Source organism: Pseudonocardia sp., from assembly GCF_050246655.1.
Classification (GTDB): Bacteria; Actinomycetota; Actinomycetes; order Mycobacteriales; family Pseudonocardiaceae; genus Pseudonocardia.
Map to the genome: position 1 here is coordinate 16632 of NZ_JBFWVQ010000025.1, position 20623 is coordinate 37254.

General features: G+C 73.1%; 18 protein-coding genes, 1 tRNA gene and 3 pseudogenes. 9 read left to right on the forward strand and 13 right to left on the reverse strand.

The features are described from left to right. Positions 1 to 4: 4 nt before the first annotated feature. Positions 5 to 1330 carry an amidohydrolase family protein gene (locus AB7J25_RS11180; protein ID WP_428507879.1) on the forward strand — a complete coding sequence of 442 codons (1326 nt, stop codon included), beginning with the start codon at positions 5 to 7 and terminating at the stop codon, positions 1328 to 1330. A 229-nt stretch (positions 1331 to 1559) separates the two neighbouring features. Beyond that, positions 1560 to 4487 (forward strand): leucine--tRNA ligase, encoded by a 2928-nt coding sequence (leuS, locus tag AB7J25_RS11185; protein WP_428507881.1) that lies wholly within the window; start codon positions 1560 to 1562, stop codon positions 4485 to 4487. Positions 4488 to 4687: 200 nt separating this feature from the next. Here the strand turns inward: leuS and AB7J25_RS11190 are convergent, their stop codons facing one another. Together AB7J25_RS11190 and AB7J25_RS11195 are read right to left on the reverse strand one after the other, a co-directional pair. Further along, positions 4688 to 5131, reverse strand: coding sequence for a HEPN domain-containing protein (locus AB7J25_RS11190; RefSeq protein WP_428507883.1), 444 nt, complete (start codon positions 5129 to 5131; stop codon positions 4688 to 4690). 28 nt (positions 5132 to 5159) lie between these two features. Then, positions 5160 to 5915 (reverse strand): UPF0158 family protein, encoded by a 756-nt coding sequence (locus AB7J25_RS11195; protein ID WP_428507885.1) that lies wholly within the window; start codon positions 5913 to 5915, stop codon positions 5160 to 5162. A gap of 68 nt (positions 5916 to 5983) precedes the next feature. Between AB7J25_RS11195 and AB7J25_RS11200 the strand changes: the two genes are divergently transcribed. Continuing rightward, entirely contained in the window at positions 5984 to 7513 is a 1530-nt protein-coding gene (locus AB7J25_RS11200) for an HD domain-containing phosphohydrolase (RefSeq protein WP_428507887.1), read from the forward strand. Positions 7514 to 7562: 49 nt separating this feature from the next. Continuing rightward, positions 7563 to 8000, forward strand: a complete 438-nt coding sequence (locus AB7J25_RS11205) for a nuclear transport factor 2 family protein (RefSeq protein WP_428507889.1) — start codon at positions 7563 to 7565, stop codon at positions 7998 to 8000. On the opposite strand, the pseudogene dcd reads toward AB7J25_RS11205, so the two are convergent. The 4 genes and pseudogenes from dcd to AB7J25_RS11225 all read right to left on the reverse strand — a co-directional run. Next, a pseudogene (gene dcd / locus AB7J25_RS11210) lies at positions 7997 to 8275 on the reverse strand (dCTP deaminase); the annotation flags it as partial. The gene AB7J25_RS11205 and the pseudogene dcd overlap by 4 nt on opposite strands. Before the next feature lie 252 nt (positions 8276 to 8527). Continuing rightward, a pseudogene (locus AB7J25_RS11215) lies at positions 8528 to 9160 on the reverse strand (LAGLIDADG family homing endonuclease); the annotation flags it as partial. A 45-nt stretch (positions 9161 to 9205) separates the two neighbouring features. Then, positions 9206 to 9511: pseudogene (locus tag AB7J25_RS11220) on the reverse strand (dCTP deaminase); the annotation flags it as partial. A 10-nt stretch (positions 9512 to 9521) separates the two neighbouring features. Further along, complete coding sequence (locus tag AB7J25_RS11225; protein WP_428507891.1) at positions 9522 to 10706, reverse strand: UDP-N-acetylglucosamine 2-epimerase; 1185 nt, start codon at positions 10704 to 10706, stop codon at positions 9522 to 9524. A gap of 184 nt (positions 10707 to 10890) precedes the next feature. Here AB7J25_RS11225 and AB7J25_RS11230 point away from each other — a divergent pair. Next, positions 10891 to 10964: transfer RNA gene (locus tag AB7J25_RS11230), tRNA-Gly, on the forward strand. 91 nt (positions 10965 to 11055) lie between these two features. Here AB7J25_RS11230 and AB7J25_RS11235 read toward each other — a convergent pair. The 3 genes from AB7J25_RS11235 to AB7J25_RS11245 are packed head-to-tail and all read right to left on the reverse strand — an operon-like array spanning position 11056 to position 13388. After that, positions 11056 to 12228 carry a site-specific integrase gene (locus AB7J25_RS11235; RefSeq protein WP_428507893.1) on the reverse strand — a complete coding sequence of 391 codons (1173 nt, stop codon included), beginning with the start codon at positions 12226 to 12228 and terminating at the stop codon, positions 11056 to 11058. Next, a complete protein-coding gene (locus AB7J25_RS11240; protein WP_428507895.1) occupies positions 12228 to 12443 on the reverse strand; it encodes a helix-turn-helix domain-containing protein in 216 nt (71 codons plus the stop codon). Before AB7J25_RS11240 ends, AB7J25_RS11235 begins: the two co-directional genes overlap by 1 nt. A gap of 9 nt (positions 12444 to 12452) precedes the next feature. Further along, positions 12453 to 13388: a replication initiator gene (locus AB7J25_RS11245; RefSeq protein ID WP_428507940.1), complete on the reverse strand. Its 936-nt coding sequence runs from the start codon at positions 13386 to 13388 to the stop codon at positions 12453 to 12455. Here AB7J25_RS11245 and AB7J25_RS11250 point away from each other — a divergent pair. Then, on the forward strand, positions 13270 to 14043 hold the full coding sequence (locus tag AB7J25_RS11250) for an MFS transporter (RefSeq protein WP_428507897.1): 774 nt from the start codon (positions 13270 to 13272) through the stop codon (positions 14041 to 14043). The two genes, AB7J25_RS11245 and AB7J25_RS11250, sit on opposite strands and share 119 nt — an antisense overlap. Before the next feature lie 371 nt (positions 14044 to 14414). Here the strand turns inward: AB7J25_RS11250 and AB7J25_RS11255 are convergent, their stop codons facing one another. Further along, positions 14415 to 14960: a hypothetical protein gene (locus AB7J25_RS11255; RefSeq protein WP_428507899.1), complete on the reverse strand. Its 546-nt coding sequence runs from the start codon at positions 14958 to 14960 to the stop codon at positions 14415 to 14417. A gap of 78 nt (positions 14961 to 15038) precedes the next feature. Between AB7J25_RS11255 and AB7J25_RS11260 the strand changes: the two genes are divergently transcribed. Continuing rightward, positions 15039 to 15605, forward strand: coding sequence for a DinB family protein (locus tag AB7J25_RS11260; protein WP_428507901.1), 567 nt, complete (start codon positions 15039 to 15041; stop codon positions 15603 to 15605). Here the strand turns inward: AB7J25_RS11260 and AB7J25_RS11265 are convergent. The 3 genes from AB7J25_RS11265 to AB7J25_RS11275 are packed head-to-tail and all read right to left on the reverse strand — an operon-like array spanning position 15592 to position 18582. Next, positions 15592 to 16299: an alpha/beta fold hydrolase gene (locus tag AB7J25_RS11265; RefSeq protein WP_428507903.1), complete on the reverse strand. Its 708-nt coding sequence runs from the start codon at positions 16297 to 16299 to the stop codon at positions 15592 to 15594. The genes AB7J25_RS11260 and AB7J25_RS11265 overlap by 14 nt on opposite strands. Positions 16300 to 16306: 7 nt before the next feature. Continuing rightward, positions 16307 to 16645 (reverse strand): MmcQ/YjbR family DNA-binding protein, encoded by a 339-nt coding sequence (locus tag AB7J25_RS11270; protein ID WP_428507905.1) that lies wholly within the window; start codon positions 16643 to 16645, stop codon positions 16307 to 16309. A gap of 56 nt (positions 16646 to 16701) precedes the next feature. Then, positions 16702 to 18582 (reverse strand): Hsp70 family protein, encoded by a 1881-nt coding sequence (locus tag AB7J25_RS11275; RefSeq protein ID WP_428507907.1) that lies wholly within the window; start codon positions 18580 to 18582, stop codon positions 16702 to 16704. 188 nt (positions 18583 to 18770) lie between these two features. Here AB7J25_RS11275 and AB7J25_RS11280 point away from each other — a divergent pair, with 188 nt between their 5' ends. After that, a complete protein-coding gene (locus tag AB7J25_RS11280) occupies positions 18771 to 19394 on the forward strand; it encodes a hypothetical protein (RefSeq protein WP_428507909.1) in 624 nt (207 codons plus the stop codon). A 293-nt stretch (positions 19395 to 19687) separates the two neighbouring features. Next, positions 19688 to 20590 (forward strand): hypothetical protein, encoded by a 903-nt coding sequence (locus tag AB7J25_RS11285; protein ID WP_428376258.1) that lies wholly within the window; start codon positions 19688 to 19690, stop codon positions 20588 to 20590. Positions 20591 to 20623 lie beyond the last annotated feature (33 nt).

Sequence of the window (20623 nt, forward strand, 5' to 3'; positions counted from 1 at the left end):
CGCGATGGCGACGACGGTGCTGCGTGGCGGGACGATCCTGACCGGCGAGGCGGGCCGCCCGCCGATCGAGGCCGGTTGGCTGCTCGTCGAGGACGGGCTCATCGCGGCGGTCGGCGAGGGCGACCCACCCGGCGCCGACGAGGTGATCGACGCCTCCGGGATGCTCGTGATCCCCGGGTTCGTCAACGCGCACACCCACCTGTGCATGATCTACGGCCGGTCGCTCGGGACCGACCGCGACCTCCTGCACTGGCTCGGTGAGGCGCAGATCCCCGTCATGCGCGGGCTGGAGCCGAGCGACTACGCCCTGAGCATGACGCTCGGTGCGGTCGAGAACCTCAAGGCGGGCAACACGACCGTCTGCGAGGTGTTCTTCTCCCCGCACTACGACGCCGAGGTCGACCAGGTCGCCGCGCAGGCCCTGGACGACTCGGGGATCCGGTCGGTGCTGTTCCGCTGCACCAACGACGAGTCCTTCTTCGACGGCTTCGTCGAGGACCGCGGCGACATCGTCCGGCGGGTGAGCGAGCTGCACGACCGCTGGCCGAACGACGGCCGGACGCGGATCGGTGGGGGCCCGCTGATCCCGTGGGGATCGAGCGAGGGCTCGTTCCGCGACCTGGTGGAGCTCTCCGCCGACCGCGGGATGCCGCTGCACCTGCACACCGCGGAGACCCCGGAGTACAACGACCTCGTCCGCGAGCGCACCGGCCGCAGCAACGTCGAGATGCTCGCGGACGTCGGGTCGCTCGGGCCCGCGGTGATGCTCAACCACTGCGTGCACCTGTCCGAGCGCGACATCGCGCTGATCGCCGAGGCGGGCTCGCCGGTGATCCACGACCCGACCAGCAACATGCTGCTCGCCTCCGGTGTCGCCCCGGTCCCCGCGCTGCGCGCCGCCGGGGTGCCGCTCGGGCTCGGCTGCGACGGGCCCGCCTGCAACAACGGTCAGGACATGATCGAGAACATGAAGTACGCCGCGTTGCTGCAGAAGGCGGTGAGCCGGCGGGCCGACGTCGTCGTCGCCGAGGAGGTCTTCCGGATGGCCACGCACGGCGGGGCCACGGCGATCGGGCTCGGCGACCGGCTCGGCATGCTCGCGCCCGGGTTCCTCGCCGACGTCGTCCTCGTCGACGCGCGCGGGCCGCACATGACGCCGCTGCACGATCCCCTGGCCGCACTCGTCTACAGCGCCCGCGGCAGCGACGTCGACACCGTGCTCGTCGGTGGCTCGGTCGTCGTCCGGGGCGGCGTGGCGCAGACGGTCGACGAGCAGCAGGTGGTCCGCGACGTCGCCCGGCGGGCCGCCGCCGTACGCGCGGCCTGCTGACGGCGGCCGCACCGGCCGGGGGCATCGGCGGCGCTGCCCAACCCCGTCGCGACCCGCCACGACCCGGCGTTACCCTGGACACGTGGATCCGCGACTTCTCCTCGAGGCCGTTCGGGTCTGAGCCCCCCGGCTCGACCGGCACGGTAGCCCCTCACGCCCCGGTCGGCGGAGGGGCTTTCTCGTCTCGGCGTCATTCTCGGAGCCACCCTCCACGAACCAGGGAACGGACATGAGCACCGACACCAGCACCGCGCCGAGCGCCGCGGGTACCGACTCCGCCGGCGCCCCGGGCGTCCCGCCGTTCCGCTACGGCGCCGCGCTGGCCGCCGAGATCGAGCGGCGCTGGCAGGACCTGTGGGAGTCCGAGGGGACCTTCCACACGCCGAACCCGGTGGGCCCGTGGGCCGATCCCGAGCGCACGGCCGACCCGTCGGCGAAGGTCTACCTGCTGGACATGTTCCCGTACCCGTCGGGCGCCGGCCTGCACGTCGGGCACCCGCTGGGCTTCATCGGCACGGACGTGCTGGGCCGCTACCTGCGCATGACCGGCCACAACGTGCTGCACGCGATGGGCTTCGACGCGTTCGGCCTGCCCGCCGAGCAGTACGCCGTGCAGACGGGCACGCACCCGCGCAAGACCACCGAGGAGAACATCCAGCGCTACAAGGCACAGCTGCGCCAGCTGGGCCTGGCCCACGACGAGCGACGCAGCGTCGCCACCACGGACGTCGAGTTCTACCGGTGGACGCAGTGGATCTTCCTGAAGATCTACGGCTCCTGGTACGACGAGACGCAGCACCGGGCCCGGCCGATCGCCGAGCTGGAGCGCGAGTTCGCGCTGGACCGCCGCCGTACCCCGGACGGGCGCGGCTGGTGCGAGCTGACGTCCGTCGAGCAGCGGAGGGTGATCGACTCCTACCGCTTGGCCTACGTCTCGGAGGCCGCCGTCAACTGGTGTCCCGGGCTGGGCACGGTGCTGGCGAACGAGGAGGTCACCGCGGACGGCCGGAGCGAGCGCGGCAACTTCCCGGTGTTCCGGCGCAACCTGAAGCAGTGGATGATGCGGATCACCGCGTACGCGGACCGCCTGGCGGACGACCTGGACCGGCTGGACTGGCCGGACTCGGTCAAGGCCATGCAGCGCAACTGGATCGGCCGCTCGACGGGCGCGCAGGTGCGGTTCGCCGTCCCGGGGCACGAACCGGTCGAGGTGTTCACCACCCGCCCGGACACGCTGTTCGGCGCCACGTACATGGTGCTGGCCCCCGAGCACCCGCTGGCGTCCGCGATCACGCCGGCCACCTGGCCGGAGGGCACCGACGCGCGCTGGACGGGCGGCGCCGCCAGCCCGGCCGAGGCCGTCGAGGTCTACCGGGCGGCTGCGGCGCGCAAGTCCGAGCTGGACCGCCAGGAGAACAAGGACAAGACCGGCGTCTTCACCGGCGCGTACGCCGTGAACCCGGTCGACGGGCAGAGCATCCCGGTGTTCGTCGCGGACTACGTCCTGATGGGCTACGGCACGGGCGCGATCATGGCCGTGCCGGGGCAGGACCAGCGGGACTGGGACTTCGCCACCGCGTTCGGCCTGCCCATCGTCCGGACGGTGCAGCCGCCGGAGGGTTGGGACGGCGAGGCGTACATCGGCGAGGGCACGGCGATCAACTCCGCCAACGACGAGATCAGCCTGAACGGGCTGGGCGTCGCGGAGGCCAAGGCCGCGATCACGGACTGGCTGGTCGCGCGCGGTGACGGCCAGGCGAAGGTGCAGTACAAACTGCGGGACTGGCTGTTCTCGCGGCAGCGGTACTGGGGAGAGCCGTTCCCGGTCGTCTGGGACTTCACCGACGACCCGGCGGGCCTGCCCGTCGCGCTGCCCGAGTCGGCGCTGCCCGTCGAGCTGCCCGATGTCGACGACTATTCGCCCAAGACCTACGACCCGGACGCCGCGAACACCGAGCCGGAGCCGCCGCTGTCGCGCGCGCACGAGTGGGTGGACGTCGACCTGGACCTGGGCGCGGGCCGGCGGCACTACCGGCGCGAGACCAACACGATGCCGCAGTGGGCCGGCTCGTGCTGGTACTACCTGCGCTACCTGGACCCGCAGAACCCTGAGCAGATGGTCGACCCGGAGATCGAGCGGTACTGGCTGGGGCCCGATCCCGACCGCGGGGTGCCCGGGACGACCGACCCGGGTGGCGTCGACCTGTACGTCGGTGGCGTCGAGCACGCGGTGCTGCACCTGCTGTACGCCCGGTTCTGGCACAAGGTCCTGTACGACCTGGGGTACGTCTCGTCCGAGGAGCCGTTCCGGCGCCTGTTCAACCAGGGCTACATCCAGGCCTACGCCTACACGGACTCCCGCGGGGTGTACGTCCCGGCCGAGGAGGTCACCGAGGTCACCACCGCGGAGGGTGGCGTTGGTTTCACGTGGAACGGTGAACCCGTTCGCCGTGAGTACGGGAAGATGGGCAAGTCGCTGCGCAACGTGGTGACCCCGGACGAGATGTGCGACCGCTACGGCGCCGACACGTTCCGCCTGTACGAGATGTCGACCGGGCCGATGGACGTCTCGCGCCCGTGGGCGACCCGCGACGTCGTCGGATCGCAGCGGTTCCTGCAGCGGGTGTGGCGCAACCTGATCGACGAGCAGACCGGCGAGGTGCAGGTCACCGACGTCGAGCCCGGCCCGGAGACGATGCGGGCGCTGCACCGGGCGATCGCCGGCGTGCACGCGGACTTCCAGGCGCTGCACTACAACACGGCCGCGGCGAAGCTGATCGAGCTGAACAACCACCTGACGAAGGAGTACCCGGGCGGCGGGGTGCCCCGGTCGGTCGCCGAGCAGCTGGTGCTGATGATGGCCCCGCTGACCCCGCACATCGCCGAGGAGCTGTGGGCGAAGCTGGGTCACGCGGAGTCTCTGGCCTACGGCCCGTTCCCGGTGGCGGACGAGCAGTGGCTGGTCGCGGAGACGGTCGAGTACCCGATCCAGATCAACGGCAAGGTGCGCTCGCGGATCACCGTGGCCGCCGACGCCGGCCCGGGCGACGTCGAGGCGGCGGCGCTGGCCGACGAGAAGGTCGTGGCGGCACTGGCGGGCAAGGAGCCGCGGAAGGTGATCTTCGTGCCCGGGCGGCTGGTGAACGTCGTCGTCTGACCGGCTCGCGGGCAGGGGCGCGGGGTGCGGGGGCGCGGGGTGCGGCGCGAACGGCACGAACCGGCAACCCCGATCGCGCGAACGGCACGAACGGGAAATCAGAGTTCCCATATGGGCCGTTCGCGCGGGCGCGGCGAAGCGGCCCCCGGCCCGGTCCCGTCCGCCTGCCCGAGCTCCGGCAACCCACCGGCGCACCGCGCTCAGCGTCGTCGCCGCGCCGGCCGCTCCTTGGGAGGCACGGGCGCCGCGCGCCGCGTGACGTGCCCGTTCGCCGTCCGCACCGGCTCCTCCAGCCACGCTTCCACCGCGTCCACGACGGCCGTCGCGTCCCGGACGGCCGCGCCCGCCTCGTCCGGGGGCACGGGGTCGTAGGAGAGGTTCGCGAGCAGCGCCCGGTTGTGCAGCGAACGCAGGAGCTGCCCGGCCTTCGGGTCCAGGCCGCGCTGGCGCACGACCCGCTGGACGAACGCGCCGACGGTGGCGGCATCGGTGGAGCGGGTCTCCCCGATCGCGAGCAGGGCGGCGTCCGCGGCGTGGCGGGAGGCCCGGAACGCGCACGCCACGGCCTGGGGGGCGAACCCCGCGCCGACGAGCAGCTCGGCGGCGGAGAGGTCGGCTCGGGCGCGGTCCAGCGCGGGGCTCACCGGTGCGCCTCGTGGAGTGGTGTCATCGTCATCCCACCCGCACTGCCTCCGACCGGGCCCGCAGCACCGCGGGCGTCGTGGGCTGGCCGAACTCGGCGCGGCTCACCGGCAGCGCCGCGACCGTGACGCCGGTGCGCTCGGTGTGCCGCCACAGCACCTCGTCCATGCGCGCCAGCTCGGACCACGGGCACTCGACGTCACGCAGCACCACGAGCAGCTCGACGTCGGTCTCCGGGCCGCTCTCGCCGTGCGCACGGGGGCCGAACATGAGCACCTGCCGCAGCCGGTCGCCGTAGAGCTCCCGCAGGTCCGCGACGACGCTGCCGGCGACGTCCCCGTCCTCCGTGACCGGGTCCGCGTGGTGCGCGCACGCGGCCTCGCCGGCCTCGGCGGTGATCAGGCCGCGATCGGCGAGCCAGCGTAGCGCGTGGCGACGCGACCGCGCGTCCCGGAACCGGAACCAGCGGTCGCGCAGCTCGGGGAACTCGTGCAGCGTGTTCTTGAACCGGCGGAACGCGCCGCGCCCGGCGATGGCCCGTTCGAGCAGGTCCGACGCGCGCGGATGCGAGACGGTGGCGACGAAGTCGGCCATGTCGCGGTAGCCCTCCGACGGCTCGGTGGGCGTGATCTCGATCCAGCCGTCCGGGACGTGGTCGTGCTCGGTGTCGATCCCGCGCGCCAGCAGCTCGCCGGTTGCGGGGTCGATCCACCAGGTGATGCCGACGGTGCGGTCGTCGCGGGCGAAGCACAGCTCGTCGAGATCCAGGCGGTCCGGATCGAGCATGTGCCGATGCTACTGACAGGCCCCGCCGACCACGAGGTCCGCCGGGTGGGCGGCTCTAGGATCCGCGCGTGGCGTCGATCAGGGTCGCGGAGGTGTTCGCCGCGTTGTCGCTGACCACCGACCTCGCCTCCGGCGTGCCGGTGGAGAAGGGCCTGCGCACGTGCGTGGTCGCCACGGCGTTCGCCGGCGTGCTCGGCCTGGACGAGGCGGACCGGACGGCCGCCTTCCACGCGTCGCTGCTACGCGCGGTCGGGTGCACGGCGCACGCGCCGGAGAACGCGGCGCTGTTCGTCGACGACACGGCGTTCCAGGCGGTGCTCAAGCGACTCGACCCCGGCGACCCGGCGGTGTTCGGGCCCCAGCTCGCGCAGTTCGGCAGCTGGGCCGGTGCCCGGGCCGCCGAGCTGGCTCGGCGGTTCGTGGAGATAGCCCCGACCGAGGGGCCGCGGGCCGCGGCGGCGGGCTGCGAGGTCAGCCGTGCGCTGGGGACGCGGATCGGGCTCCCGGTGCGTGCTGTCGACGCGCTGGACGACGTCTACGAGCGTTGGGACGGCCTCGGCATCCCGAGCGGCCGTCGCGGTGAGCAGATCTCGCCGGTGGCGCGGATCGTCCACGTCGCGGAGCAGGCCGTCTTCGCCCACGCGGACGGCGGGGTCGCGGGAGCGGTCGCCGAGGTGCACCGCCGCGCCGGAGGGCATCTGGACCCGGCGCTGGCCGCCGCGTTCGTCGCGGACGCCGACGCCGTGCTCGCGGGGCTCGCCGCACCGGATCTCGTCGCGGCCGTCGTCGATGCGGAGCCGGGCCCGGGTGCCCGGGTCGGGGCGGGCGACCTGGAGGAGCTGTGCGCGGCGCTCGCCGTCGTCGTCGACCTCAAGGGGCTGCACCTCGCGGGTCATTCGGCGCACGTCGCTGCGGTCGCGGACGCCGCAGCGGCCCTCGCCGGGCTCACCGCCGCCGAGCGCTCGACGCTGCGCTGCGCCGCGCTCCTGCACGACCTGGGCCGCGCCGCCGTGTCCAGCCGGATCTGGGACAGCCCGGGCCCGCTCGGCGCCGCCGACCTGGAACGCGTCCGACTGCACCCCTACTGGACCGAACGCATCCTGCGCCGCTGCCCCGGCCTCGCCCCGTTCGCCGAGATCGCGGCCGGGCACCACGAGCGCTGCGACGGATCCGGCTACCACCGGGGCGTCCGGTCCACGGACCTGCCGTTCGCCGCGCGCCTGCTCGCGGCTGCCGACGTGTTCGCGGCCGCCACCGAGACCCGTGCCCATCGCCCCGCCCGGACCGTGCCGGACGCGGCGGCCCTGCTCGACGCGGAGGCCGCCGCCGGCCGTCTCGATCCGGCCGCCTGCGCCGCCGTCGTCGAGGGCGCCGGGCTGCCACGACCGCGCGCCGCCTGGCCCGCCGGCCTCACCGACCGCGAGGTCGACGTCCTGCGCCACGCCGCCCGCGGGCTCACGAACCGCGAGATCGCCGCCTGCCTGGGCGTCTCCGAGCGGACCGTCGGCCACCACCTGGCCCACGTCTACGACAAGACCGGGCGGCGCACCCGTGCCGGGGCCGCCGTGTTCGCGATGGAGCACCGGCTGGTGCCGTAGGTCGAACAACCGATGTGGCCGGCCGGCCGGGGCCCTCATCCTTGCCGCCATGACCACTCTGACCAGCACGAACGCCGCCACCATCGTCGCGATCTACGAGGCGTTCGCGCGCGGCGACCTCGCCGCGATCCTCGATGCGCTCGCCGACGACGTGACGTGGGAGGACTGGGCCGACAATTCCGCCCAGAACGCCGGCGTGGCGCACATGAAGCGACGTCGCGGGCCCGCCGAGGTCGCCGAGTTCTTCGCTCTGCTCGCGGAGTGGACGCCGGAGGAGTTCGCCGTCCTGGACGTGATCGGCACCGGGCGGCAGGTGGTCGCCGAGGTCCGGGCGGGCTTCACGCTGCCGAACGGCGGCCGGTTCGCCGAGGAGGAACTGCACCTCTGGACGTTCGACGACGCCGGCAAGGTCGTGCGCTTCCGCCACTACCTCGACACGGCCAAGCACATCGCCGCCGCCCGCGGCGAGGACACCGTCGCCGGCTAGCGCCGGGTGTCGGCCTGGTGGAAGTTGAGGTAGGCCCGCGACGGTGTCGGCCCACGCTGCCCCTGGTAGCGGGAGCCGACGCCGTCGCTGCCGTAGGGCCGCTCGGCGGGGTTGGACAGCCGGAACAGGCACAGCTGCCCGATCTTCATCCCCGGCCACAGGGTGATCGGCAGGTTCGCGACGTTCGACAGCTCCAGCGTGATGTGGCCGGCGAAACCGGGATCGATGAAGCCGGCCGTCGAGTGGGTGAGCAGGCCCAACCGGCCGAGCGAGGAGTTGTGCGTGGGTACGAACGTCGGGCCGGCCAGGAACATGCCGTCGGCGGCGTCGACCTGGATGCACCGGACGGCGCGCGTCGGTACGGGCCGGACGTCCACGATCGCGCGGTGGCGGTGGCGGTGGTGGTGCCCGGCCGTCATCCGGGCGAGCTTGCGCCGCAGCCGGAAGACGGGATGCCACGGGGCGAACGTCACCTGGTAAGCCACGCCCTGGTCGAGGCCTTGGAAGGTGAGGTTCGTCTTGCGCTTGGTCGGGCGCAGCCCGAGGCCTGCGGCGAGCTCGACCACCGCGTCCGCCAGGCACTCCCGGACGGTGACGAACTCGCACCGGCCGGACTCGTCGACGTGCCCGTCGGAGTCCATCAGCCCCTGCAGGAGGGCGAGCCGCTGCGGTACCGAACTGCGCAGGTAGACGGCGGGGACGTGCGTGTCGCCGAGCACGCCGAGCGGGAGCGCGCTCGGGAGGGAGCCGTCGGCCCGGATCTCGTCGAGGATCCGCTCGTCACCCTCGCCGCAGGTGACCTCGGCCGCTGCGCTGGTGCCGTCGCCGAGCCACACCCCGAGGGTGTACGGGTCGACCGGCAGCTCCTGCGCCGGGTAGCGGACCGGCTCGGCCAGCGCGATCCGGTGGTTCCACTCCTGCCCGACGCGCAGGCTCGCGGCGATCTCCGTGGTGGTGACGACCGCGGGGGGCCGCCCACGCTTCCGCGCGCTCGTGGTCGTCGTGAGCCACCGGTGCTCCGCATCGGCCACGATCGACCAGCCGTCCGAGAAACCCACCTCGTAGCACGGCCTGCCGAACATCACCTCGGTGGCGGCGACGACCGTCACCGGCTCGCCGTCCATCCCGAACACGTGGTCGCCGACCCGCAGCTCGCCCATCGAACGCCAGCCCGCCGGCGTCGGGATCGGGGTGTCGACCGCCAAGGCCTTGCCCTCCAGCCGCCCCGCCAGGTCGTCCGGCAACCCCACCGACTCGAACGTCGACCCGAGCACGAACTCGCCCGGGTGCAGCACGAAAGGCTCCTCGCCCGCCGCCTCGATGAGCGAGGTCAGCTCGTCCTGCTGCTCGCGGGGATCGATGTGGGTGTAGCGGGAGTTCTGGAACACGCGGAAGAAGCGGTCCAGCCGAACGTCGATGCTGGACGGCTGGAGCATCGCCGTGTCCCACGGATCCAGGACCAGCCGACCGGACTCGATCTCCTTGCGCAGGTCGCCGTCGGACAGCAGCACCCCCCGGACCCTAGGCGTCCGGGCGAACGTCGTGCCCGCGGGGGTACTCGAGGGGTTCCTCGAGCGGCTCACGGGGGGCGGGCAGGTCGATGTCCGCACCGAGGATGGGGGTGTCCGCAAGACCGAACATCCACGCCACCGCCTGCTCGGCCCTGGCCGCCGCCAGCCCGTCCACGGGCTCGGTGGGCTCGTCGGGGCCGGCGAGCAGCTGCCGCACCGTCGCGAGGACGGACGGGCTTCCGATGCTGCGGATCGAGTCACCGAGCTCCGCCACCCGGTTCCCGTCCACGAAGACCGCGGGCGTCCCGAAACCGGGCGCGTCCGCCACCGTCTCGAGGTCGTCCGACACGATCACGGTGCTCGCCGCGAGCAGCCCGATCAGCTCCGGGAACGGGACGTCGCGCGCCACGACGGCGCGTTCGTGGAGGGCCAGCGAATGCGCGGCCCCGTGCGCGCCGAGCTCACCGAAGAGCACGACCTCGACGGCCGGTTCGCGGTCCAGGAGCTCCGGCAGGCTCGCCAGGACCCCGAGGGAGTCCGTCCGGTCCAGCGCCACGGTCACCAGCCGCGACGCACCCTCGCGCACCCGCCGCAGCACCGGCGCGAACCGCATGTCCTCCGACGGCGGGTTGGACGTCATCGTGTCGCCGACCGGGATCGTGTTCGGCCCGATCGGCGAGCCGAGGGCCGCCCCGCCCGTGGTGAGGAACAGCGACGCGAGCTGCCCGATCACCCGCCGGTTCGCCTCCTGCGGGAACGGGCACAGCAGGTCGTCGCTCGCCACGCCCGCCTGCAGGTGCACGACCGGGATCTGCCGCCAGAACGCGACCTGCGCCGCCACCAGCGCCGTCATGCCGCCGCCGTGCACCATGATCGCCGACGGGTCCAGGTCCACCAGCAACTCGTCCAGGCGGGGTGTCAGCGTCGCCACGATCGCCGCCGGATCGACCCCGGGCGGTCTCGTGAGCAGCACCGTGACGTCCGCGGGCGTGCCGAGATCCTCGAACGCCTCGTGCACCGCCATCGGGTTGTCCCCGGTCGCGACGGTGAGCGGGTGGATCCGGTTCGCGATGGCGAACGCCGTGGCGACCGGCGCGAGGCGCGCGACCTCGGCGCGACATCCCGCGATGAGCAGCACGTCGTCGTCGTGTTCGGGAACCGGGAGCGAACCCCGGACGGGGTCGTACTCGGTCATCGGATGAAGATCCTTAGCAGCCGGGGTTCTGGTCGGCGCGGCCCAGTCTCGACCGGGCGTCGCGCGGGCGTCGAGGAAGGGTCCCAGATCCTGGACCCTACTGACCGGTAAGGGGCTGTTCGGCGGCAGGGTATCGGCCGCTGATCGCAGGGGCGGTGGAGATGCTAGGCTCCGGACACGCACTGCGGATGTAGTTCAATGGTAGAACATCAGCTTCCCAAGCTGAGAACGCGAGTTCGATTCTCGTCATCCGCTCCACACGTAAAAGCCCAGGTCAGCGGCATGATCCGCCGGTCCTGGGCCTTCGTCGTTCCGTGATCCATTCGCTTGTCGTGCCCTCTGTGTGCCCTCAACCGGCCGGGACGAGCGCGCCGGTTGCCCCATCGTCGTCCGGGTCGTCGTCGGTGCCGTCGGGGTTGCGGTGCTGGTCGGCGAGGTCCGAGAGCCCGCGGGCGATCCGCTCGGCCGCCTCCTGCGTGGCCCGCTGGTAGATCAGCGCGGCGCGCATGTCGTCGTGGCCCATCCGCGCCATGAGGTCGCGAGTGCTGACCCTCGTCTGCGCCGCCCACACGTTGCCCGCGTGTCGGAGGTCGTGGAAGTGCAGTCCGGGAACGCCGATCTTCTTCACGGTCTCGGTCCACTTCACACGCTGGCTGAAGTTGCTCCGGCGTATCGCGCGGCCCTGGTCGCCGGTGAACACGAGCGCGGACGGAGCCGGCCCGACCCTCCCTCGCAGGTGCTGTACGAGCTCGGCGCGGATGGCCTCAGGGACGACGATCGTGCGGAGACCCGCTCGGGACTTCGGCGGACCGACGACGATCCCTCGGCCGGCCACCTCTGTGTGCGCGACGGTGACCCGCACCCAGCTCCCGTCATCGGCGATGTCACATCGGCGCAGCGCCGAGACCTCACCCCAGCGCAGCGAGCAGAACGCCGTGAGTAGGACGAGGACGCGGTAGCGCGGATGTGGCATCCGATCGGCGAGCGCGAAGACCTGAGCGACGGTCAGCGTCGGCCGCTCTGCAGGTTTCTCCCGGTCCGCGCCCCTGACCCGGCACGGGTTCGCCCGGATGATGTGGTCCTCCGCCGCCGCGGTGTTCAGCACCGCTCGCAGCAGCCGGTATGACTTCGCCGCGATCGACTCGGAGACGCCGGCCGCGAGCAGATCGGCCCGCCACCGTCGGACGAGCGCGGTCGAGAGCTTCCCCAGCTCGACGTCGCCCAGGTGCGGGACGATGTGCTTGCCGAGCAGCCAGCCGTACAGCTCCACCGTCCGCGGGCGCAGGCCGGGACGCTCGCGGATCCACTGCTCCGCGTAGTCGTGCAGCGGCACGCGAGCCCGGTCGGGGTCGGTCCACTCCCCTCGCATGACCTCGGCCTCGGTGAGCCGGAGCCAGCGCATCGCGGCGGTCTTCGTGTCGAAGGTGTACGGCGCGGAACGTCGCTGTCCATCCGGGCCGTGGTAGCGGGCCTGCCACCTGCCCGACGGCAGCTTGCGCACGTTGCCGAACTCGCGCGCCATCAGGACGCCGCCCTGTAGCCGCGGTGGGCGCGGATGACGATCGGCTCGACCCGACCTGCCCGGACGAAGGCGTCCAGGTCGGAAACGGCGATGCGCACGTGCCGGCCGACGTGGTGGAAGGCGATCCGTCGTTCCGCGACGAGCCTGCGGACGAAGCGGACGGACGTGTTCAGGTGCTCGGCCGCCTCGGCGACCGTCAGGTATCTGGTGGTCATCTCTCCCCCTCAAGCCGCGTGATCGTGAGTTGCCGAACGGTCCGCTCCGTCGGTGACGAGCTGCTGGGCGGCGTCGTAGTCGGCCTTCCAGCGCTGTCTCTCCGCGATGGCGTGCAGCAGCAGGGCGGGTCTGCTGGGGACGTCGGTGTCGCCGGGTTGGGTGCGTTCCCATTCGAAGGGGCCGTCGTCGATGGCGTAGCCGGGTCTCACCCCGGCCTTCTGCAGCAGTTGCCGAACGAACGCCGCCCGCTCGGCGCGGTGGTCGTCCAACGTCTTGTTCGACCACTTCCGCGAGACGAGGACGCGGCGTCCGGCGATGCCGAGGTGTTCGGGCTTGTGCGCCTTGCCCTTGCACACCCCCGGCGTGGTCGAGAGCCGCGCGCCGCGGGGTTGGATGCCGTAGAGCAGCCACACCGGGCAGCGCGGCGAGCACGGGGTCACCCGCAGCTCCGCGGTGAGGCGGCGGTGGTGTTCGCGCTGCCGGTCGGTGGCGTCCTGGTCGAGGCCGGCGGCGTGGCTGACGCTCTTGGTGAGGTACTTGGTGAGGTAGCCGGTGTGGCGGCCGGCTTCTTCGGTGCCGCCGAGGATGCCCTTGACGTGCACCTGTGTCCCGAACCGCACGACGTGGGTGGGTGCGGTGAGGATCTCGGGGTCGGTGGCCTCGTCGAACGTCGGGAGCGGTTCGCGGGTGTCGGGGTCGACGAACCCGTCCTGGTGGTCGTCCCAGCGCGGCATCCGATCCCCGGTGTAGCGGATCTCGTCGTGCGCGGGCCAGTAGACGCCGTGGTAGGTGGCGGCGGCGATTGCCCGCAGCTCCGCGCGCGGGATGGTGCCCCGGACGGCGGCGTGGAAGTGCGGGGCGCCCCGTTTGGGGGCAACGATCAGCCAAGCGCTCGCCGGGATGGCCGAGATGGGCCTCGGCGTGATCTTTCCTCTGCTGCTGATCCTGAACCTGGGGATGAGTCCGGCACTGGCCGGTGTCGCCTTGGCCCCCGCCACCCTTCCGATGATCCTCCTGGCACCGTTGGCGGGACGCTGGTACGACCGTGCCGGGGGCCGGCCGCCGCTGGCGCTCGGGTTCGGTGTTCTCGCGCTCGCCGGCGTCGCGCTCGCCGGTGGTGCGCTTCTGCACAGTTATCCGGCGATCCTGCCGGGCCTACTGCTCTACGGCATCGGGCTCGCGCTCATCCTGACGGTCAACGATCCCGTCAGTCTCGACTCGATACCCGAGGCTGACCACGGCCAGGCCTCCGGCGTGGCCGCGACCGCCGAGCAGGGTGGCGGCGCGATCGGCATCGCCGTCCTCTACGCGATGTTCCACGCGGCCTACGTCGGTCAGCTCCACGAACGGGTGGACAGCGGACCGCTTCCCGACCTCACGGACAGCCAGTACCAGGCTTTGCGCGCCGACATCGAGGCGGCCGAGCAGACCGGCCTGCACCCCAACCAGTTCGATCCGGCCTTTGCCGACTACCTGACGCCGGCCCGCGACGCCGCCGTGGTCGGCTACGCCACCGCCTACCTCGCCGTGACGGTGATCGCCGTCATCGGGATGGTCGTCTCCCTCGTGCTCGTTCGGCGCCCGGGGGTCACCGCATGACCGACGATCCCGCCGACCCGCTGGACATCCGCATCCCGGGCGACGAGCGGGTCGCGCGCGGCCTTCGCTTCCGGTCTGCGAAGGGGTAATCGTGGCACTGCATCTCTTCGCCGGTATCCGGGTCCGCGACTACGCGGCCGCGCTGCCCTGGTACGTCCGGACCTGGACGAGCGCGTCGCCGCGATCGCGGCCCGCGGGATCGAGCCGGTGGAGCGCGAGACCTACGAGAACGGCGTGCGCAAGGTGGTCTTCCGGGATTCCGACGGCAACGAGATCGGCTTCGGCGGCGGCCCGGCCTGACGACCGGCCGTGGCGGCGAGTGTGCACCGAGTCCGGTGCCCAGGTGACCGGGTGCATGCTCGGCGGGCAGGTCAGCGCGACCGGCGACGCCCCGTGCCGTGCGGGCGCCCGCCGCCGGAACCCCGCCCGCCCGCCGGCCACTCCAGGCTCAGCTGCCCCGTCCTGGCGAGCTCCGCCGAGAGCCGCCGGAGCTCGTCGGCCGCCCTGTCGCACCGCGAAGCCGGGAACGGGCACGGCGTCTCCCGCACACTCGCCCACGCTCGCCGGACGTGGCCCGCCGCGTCCCCCGACGCGACGCCGTGCTGCACGGCCCCGACGAGGATCTCGGCGAGCCCCAGGTCGGCAGCGTGCTCGTGCCGGATCGCCTGCGAGCGGGCCGCGGCGTCGTGACGGCGTCGGCCCGCGAGGACGGTGAGGCTGCCGAACTCCGCCCCCGCCGCGATGCTGCCCCACAGCCCGCGCTCCAGGCCGAGTGCCCGCTCCGTGACGAAGTGCGCGAGATCGTGGGGGACCGCGCTCGCGCGGTCGTAGGAGGTCAGCAGGAGCTGCACGCCGTCGGGGCGGTCGACGGTGGCGAGCGTCCCGCCGCCGGGCCGCTTCCGGAACTCGACGCGCATGCCTGCGATCATGCGCGAGCCGGGGCCGCGGGTGCAGGCGGATTTCCGCGGCACGCAGACCGGTGGCAGCCTGGCCGGATGGACGTGAAGGCGCACCTGCACGCGGCGCTGCGCGCAGGCCGGGAGGCCGTCGTCTGGAAGCTCGACGGCCTGTCCGAGTACGACGCGCGCCGACCGCTGCTGCCGTCGGGCACGAACCTGGTGGGCCTGGTCAAGCACCTCGCGGGCGTCGAGGCCGGCTACTTCGGGTCGACCTTCGGCCGCCCCTTCCCCGAGCACCTGCCCTGGTTCGCCGACGACGCGCAGCCCGAGGACGACATGTGGGCGCGGCCCGGGGAGTCCCGCGACGACCTCGTCGCGCTCTACCGGCGGGTGTGGGCCCACGCCGACGCCACCATCGAGGCGCTCGGCCTGGACGCGCGCGGCGAGGTGCCGCACTGGCCCGAACCCCGACGGCACGTGACGCTCGGCCAGGTCCTCGTGCACGTCGTCGCCGAGACCCACCGCCACGCCGGGCACGCCGACGCCGTCCGGGAGCTGGTGGACGGCGCCGCGGGCCGCCATCCTGGCGACCCGAACGCTCCCGCCGACACCGGCCACCGGGATCGGGTCGAGGCCGCCGCGCGGGCCCTCAGGCCAGGCTGAGCAGGATCTCCACCAGCGCCTCGGGGGCGTTGTGCTGGACCATGTGGTTCGTCGGGATCTCGCGGTAGCTCCAGCGGGGATCGTCGCGGGCGAGCTCGGCGGCGTCCCAGAACGCGTGCCCGCCCACGGCGTCGCGGCCGTCGTCGGTCGCCTTCACGTAGGTGAGCCCGAAAGCGTGCTCGGCCAGCGGTCGCGAGAGCCGGATGGGGTCGCGCAGCGTGCGCACCGGGTGGGGGCGCCGCCGCGGGGTGGCCCAGGCCGTCTCCTCCGGGGTGGCGTACTCGCGCGGTGCAGGCGGGACGAGCCATTCCCCGGGGGCGACGGCGGCCGTCTCGCCCGGCGGCAGGCCCAGCATTCCCCACACGGACTCGCCGTCGCGGGGCACGAACGCGTCCAGGTAGACGAGGTGGCGTACCCGCTCCCCGATGCGCTCCACGGCGCTGGTGACCACAGCGCCGCCGTAGGAGTGCCCGACGAGCACGATGTCGCGCAGGTCCTCGTACACCACCACGTTGACGACGTCCTCGACGTGCGTCGCGAGGCCCACCTGGGGGCTCACCAGGTGCGCCCGCTCGCCGAGCCCGGTGAGGCACGGCGTGAACACCTCGTGGCCGTGGCGGGCCAGCAGCGGCCGGACCCTGCGGTAGCTGTGGGCCCCGCTCCACGCGCCGTGGACGAGCACGAACGTCGTCATGGGCCGATCATGCCCCGTCGAACGCCTTCCGCAGCCGGACAGGTGCCTTGCGTCGCCACGCCTCGGTGAGCAGCTCGGTGAGGTGGCCGCGGTCCACGCGGTCCAGGTCGACGAGGATCGCGCCGTAGCCGTCGTAGTGCGGTGTGGTGGTGAACGCGGGATCGCCGGAGGCGAGCAGCGCCTCCTTCTCGTCCAGGTCGCACATCACGACCAGGAGCCCCTCTGCCTCGGTGCGCAGCCGCGCGAACCCCTTCCCGCGCACCTTCAACGCCGGGGTGTGGAACCAGGTCGACTCCTCGACCTCCGGCAGGTCGGCCACGATCGCGAGCACGTCGTCCCAGGTCATGCGGATCATCCTGCTCCGCGGGTTGGCCGGTGTCGTGAACGAAACGGAGGTGGCCGTCAGGGTGCGGCGGTCTCCGTGGCCGTCGGTTCGGGCGGTGTGGTCGTCGGCTCGGGCTCCGGCGTGGTGGTCGTCGGTTCGGGCTCGGCGCTGGTCGTCGTCGGTGGCGGGGTCGACGTCACGGGCGGGCGGGTGGTCGTCGCAACGCCGCCGGGGTTGCGGTCGGTCGTCGGGCGGGTGGCCGGGGCGGACGAGGTCTGGGTGGCGGGCGGGACGTCCTCGGAGGCGGTACCCGGGTTCTCGATCCCGCCGCGGGCGAGCAGCGCGACGATCACGACGACGAGCGCGACCAGCGCGCCGATCCCGACGTAGACGCCGGTCTGGGTGCGGCGGCGCGGCGGCTCGTCGTAGCCGACGTCGTGGGATACGGGCGCTGCCGCCCGCCGGGGAGGTGTCGAGGGTGTGGCGGACGGCGTGGCCGACGGCGGGAGCCGGCGCGTGCCGCCCGGTGGCGTGCCCGTGCCGCGTGCCGAGGAGCCGAAACCCCCCTCGGGCGGCCGGATCGGGGGCGGCGTGCGCGGCCCGGGTGGCGCCGAGGCCGACCCGCCCGGCGGCGTGCCGGGCGCGCCGGGGAGGCGCCCGTGCGGCGGGCGGGGCGGGGCGCCCTGGCCGCCGGCGTGGCCCGCCGCGCCGCTGCGGCCGAAGGCCTGCCCGCCGGAACCGGCGGCGCCACCGGCTGCCGCAGCGCCCGCGGCCCCCGCCGCAGCTGCGGCGCCCGCGGCGCCCGCCGCGCCGAACCCTCCCCGCGGCCGGCTCCCCGCGCCCCGTCCCCCCGCGGCGCCGCTCGCGGCGATCCGTCCGGGTGCCGGAGGCTGCGGCGACACCGCGATCGCCGCGCCCTTGGCGATGGCGTTCTTCGGGTCGGCGTCGACGGCGACGGGCCGGTCGAACTGCTCGGACACCATCTGCGACACCAGCGGGATCCGCGACGAACCGCCCACCAGGAGCACCGCCGTGAGCCCCTGCGGCGCCAGCCCGGCCGAGGCGACGGCCCGGCCCAGCGCGGCGACCGTCGCCCCGATCTGTGCGCCGATCCGGTTCTCGAACTCGCTTCGGTGCATCCGGACCGTGCCGCGGGTGCCGGGCAGCAGCACCTGGATCGTGGTCTCGGTGTCGCTGGACAGGGCCTCTTTCGCCTCGGTGCACTCGCGGCGGATCCGGGCGACGGCGGAGAGCACCTCGGGGTCGGTGTCGTCGAGATCGTCGAAGGCACCCGGCAGGCCCTCGCGGACGTGGTCGAAGACGACCTGGTCGAAGTCGATGCCGCCGAGCCGCTCGATGCCCTCGGGGCGCCCGAGGAGGTCGAAGCCGGCGCCGGTGCCCGTCTTGCGCACGACGGCCGCGTCGAACGTCCCGCCGCCGAGGTCGTAGACGGCGATCGTCGACTCCGGCTCGACGCGCTGGTTGGCCGCATAGGCGACGGCCGCCGCCGACGGCTCGGGCAGGAACGTGACCTGCAGTCCCTGGCGGCCGAACGCGTCGGCGAGCAGGTCCAGCTTGTGCCGGCCCCACGCGGCGGGGTGGGTGAGCGCGGTCCGGGCGGCGGGCCCGCCCTCGCGCTCGGCCACCCGGTCCACCACCCAGCGCACGAGCTGGGCCGACAGGTCCTGCGGTGCCCAGGGGCGCCCGCCGACGACCAGCGGCGTCGGGTCGCCGATGCGGCGCTTGAACTCGCGGACCACCCGGTCCGGGTCCGTGACGGCTCGCCGCTCGGCGGCCTCACCCACGAGGGTGGTGCCGTCCGCGCCGAGGAAGAGCACGGAGGGGATCGTGGCGTTGCGCGTGCCGAGGGTGACGACCTCCGGCTGCTGTCCGGGGCCACGGACCACGGCGGCCGCGGTGAAGGTGGTCCCCAGGTCGATCCCGAGCTGGTAGGTCATGGCGGTTCCTCCGGGGCCGGGCGTCGGCCACATGCTGCCGCGTGGGGGTTCGGGCCCGGCCCGCACCCCCCAATCCCCTAGTGGGTCCGCGCGGTCCGTTCCCCGATGGCGTGAACGCCGCCGGTCCGTAGATTCGTACGACGACACGCTGGGAAGGTGCCCGGCCGCGAGCGGAGGAGGACGGGGTCATGGCCGCGTCGATGTGGGAGGTGACCCGGCTGGTCCTGGGCGCGCCCGGCGACGCCGCCGGGATCGCGCAGGCCCACGGTTTCACGATCGCGCAGGTCACGGACCTGCTGCCGCTGTTCCTGGACAACGTCACCACCGGCTACGGGGAGGCCGCCGAGCTGCCGCCGGGCCTCCCTGACGGGCCGGATGCCGATGCCGCCGCCCGCTGGCTGGAGGGGTGGGCGCAGCAGGTGGGCGACGGGACCGTCGACGTCGTCTCCTACGGCGGGTTCGGTGCCCCCGACCTGCACGGGGACCCGTTCGAGACCGGCGGCCCGGACCTGCCGGACCCGTCGGACTCCGACCTCCCCGACGCGGGGCCCGACGACGTCGTCACGTTCGGCCTGGGAGGTGCCGATGGCGGCGGATCGCCGGACGGTGCGCCGGACGGCACACATCCCGCGCCCGACGAGGTCACCGACCACGACGCGACGTCCGACGTGGACCTCGACGACCCCTTCGACCTGGGCGACGACCCGGACGTCGACCTGCAGCCCGGGCTCGACGGCGATCCCTCCGGCGATCACCACGACCCGGGCTCGCACCCGCACGGCACGGCCGGGGACGACGCCTCGTTCCACTGAGCGCTCGCGACGGCACCGCAGGCCGCTTGACGACCCACGGGGGGTGTGCAGCATGCTGCACACCCCTTGTTCGTCGTGGGTGCGTCCGGACGATCGCGCTCCCCCGAGCGATCCCCGTACCCCCTAATCCGGGAGGACCCGCAAGGCCCCCGGGGGCCGGAAGGTGAACTCTGGTCCATCCCCGATGACCCGGGGTCGGTGAGGCCCTAACTTTCTCGGCATCGACGAACTGCGGGACGCACGAACCGCAGGCCGCAGGAAGCAGACCGAAGCACACACAGGAGACGATCACCATGGCCGACACCCTCAACGCCCAGTCCCTCGCCCAGCTCCTCGACGACCTGATGGCGTATCTCAAGGCCAACCCGAACGCCGACCTCGCCGACCTCGAGGACTTCGCCGAGTCGCACGGCTGCTCCATCGACGACATCTCGGACTCGTGGAACACGTACTTCAGTGCCGACTTCAGCCGCAAGTACGACATCGACACCGACTACCACCCGTCGAACCCGCCGCACGGCGGTGACAAGGAGTCGCTGAAGGAGTACATCGTCCGGGAGGTCAACACCTACCAGCAGTACACGACGATCAACAACATCACCGACAACTCCTTCAACCAGCAGATCATCGCCGGTGGCGACGTCAACCAGGACATCGACATCGACAACAGCACCAACGTCGCCGACGACGGTGGCGTCCTGATCCGCGACTCGGACGTCGACGACTCCAACATCGTTACCGGCGACCGCAACGTGGTCGACTCGGACGGCAACGCCGTCACCGGTGACGTCTCCACCGAGGTCGACGGCGACGGCCAGGCCGCCACCAACTTCAACTTCGGCGACGGCGACGTGGACAACCGCCAGCAGAACGCCGACGTGGACATCACCAACACCGGCGACAACTCCGCCGACGGTGGCGCGGGCGGCGCCTCGAACCAGGACATCGACTCCGACGCCAACGCCGGTGACGGTGGCGCGGGTGGTGCCGGTGACGACGGCGGTGCCGGCGGCGACGGGATCGACGGGGACCCGTTCCTCGGCCTCGGCGACGGCGGTGACGGTGGCGCCGGTGGTGACGGCGGTGCCGGTGGCGACAGCTCGGCCGCGTCCTCGGTGTCGGGCGTCAGCGACGGCGGCGACGGCGGCGACGGTGGCAACGCCGGCAACACCAACGACGTGAACATCCAGTTCTGATCGACCCGTAGCGAGCCCGCACGAGCGTGACGG

What these genes read in the sequence shown, in the direction of transcription:
- leuS (WP_428507881.1), top strand. Translation starts at nt 1,560, where the DNA reads ATGAGCACCGACACCAGCACCGCGCCGAGCGCCGCGGGTACCGACTCC.
- AB7J25_RS11205 (WP_428507889.1), top strand. Translation starts at nt 7,563, where the DNA reads ATGACCACTCTGACCAGCACGAACGCCGCCACCATCGTCGCGATCTAC.
- AB7J25_RS11265 (WP_428507903.1), bottom strand. Translation starts at nt 16,299, where the DNA reads ATGACGACGTTCGTGCTCGTCCACGGCGCGTGGAGCGGGGCCCACAGC.
- AB7J25_RS11195 (WP_428507885.1), bottom strand. Translation starts at nt 5,915, where the DNA reads ATGCTCGATCCGGACCGCCTGGATCTCGACGAGCTGTGCTTCGCCCGC.
- AB7J25_RS11180 (WP_428507879.1), top strand. Translation starts at nt 5, where the DNA reads ATGGCGACGACGGTGCTGCGTGGCGGGACGATCCTGACCGGCGAGGCG.
- AB7J25_RS11275 (WP_428507907.1), bottom strand. Translation starts at nt 18,582, where the DNA reads ATGACCTACCAGCTCGGGATCGACCTGGGGACCACCTTCACCGCGGCC.
- AB7J25_RS11280 (WP_428507909.1), top strand. Translation starts at nt 18,771, where the DNA reads ATGGCCGCGTCGATGTGGGAGGTGACCCGGCTGGTCCTGGGCGCGCCC.
- AB7J25_RS11235 (WP_428507893.1), bottom strand. Translation starts at nt 12,228, where the DNA reads ATGGCGCGCGAGTTCGGCAACGTGCGCAAGCTGCCGTCGGGCAGGTGG.
- AB7J25_RS11255 (WP_428507899.1), bottom strand. Translation starts at nt 14,960, where the DNA reads ATGCGCGTCGAGTTCCGGAAGCGGCCCGGCGGCGGGACGCTCGCCACC.
- AB7J25_RS11250 (WP_428507897.1), top strand. Translation starts at nt 13,270, where the DNA reads ATGGTGCCCCGGACGGCGGCGTGGAAGTGCGGGGCGCCCCGTTTGGGG.
- AB7J25_RS11225 (WP_428507891.1), bottom strand. Translation starts at nt 10,706, where the DNA reads ATGACCGAGTACGACCCCGTCCGGGGTTCGCTCCCGGTTCCCGAACAC.
- AB7J25_RS11270 (WP_428507905.1), bottom strand. Translation starts at nt 16,645, where the DNA reads ATGACCTGGGACGACGTGCTCGCGATCGTGGCCGACCTGCCGGAGGTC.
- AB7J25_RS11285 (WP_428376258.1), top strand. Translation starts at nt 19,688, where the DNA reads ATGGCCGACACCCTCAACGCCCAGTCCCTCGCCCAGCTCCTCGACGAC.
- AB7J25_RS11260 (WP_428507901.1), top strand. Translation starts at nt 15,039, where the DNA reads ATGGACGTGAAGGCGCACCTGCACGCGGCGCTGCGCGCAGGCCGGGAG.
- AB7J25_RS11240 (WP_428507895.1), bottom strand. Translation starts at nt 12,443, where the DNA reads ATGACCACCAGATACCTGACGGTCGCCGAGGCGGCCGAGCACCTGAAC.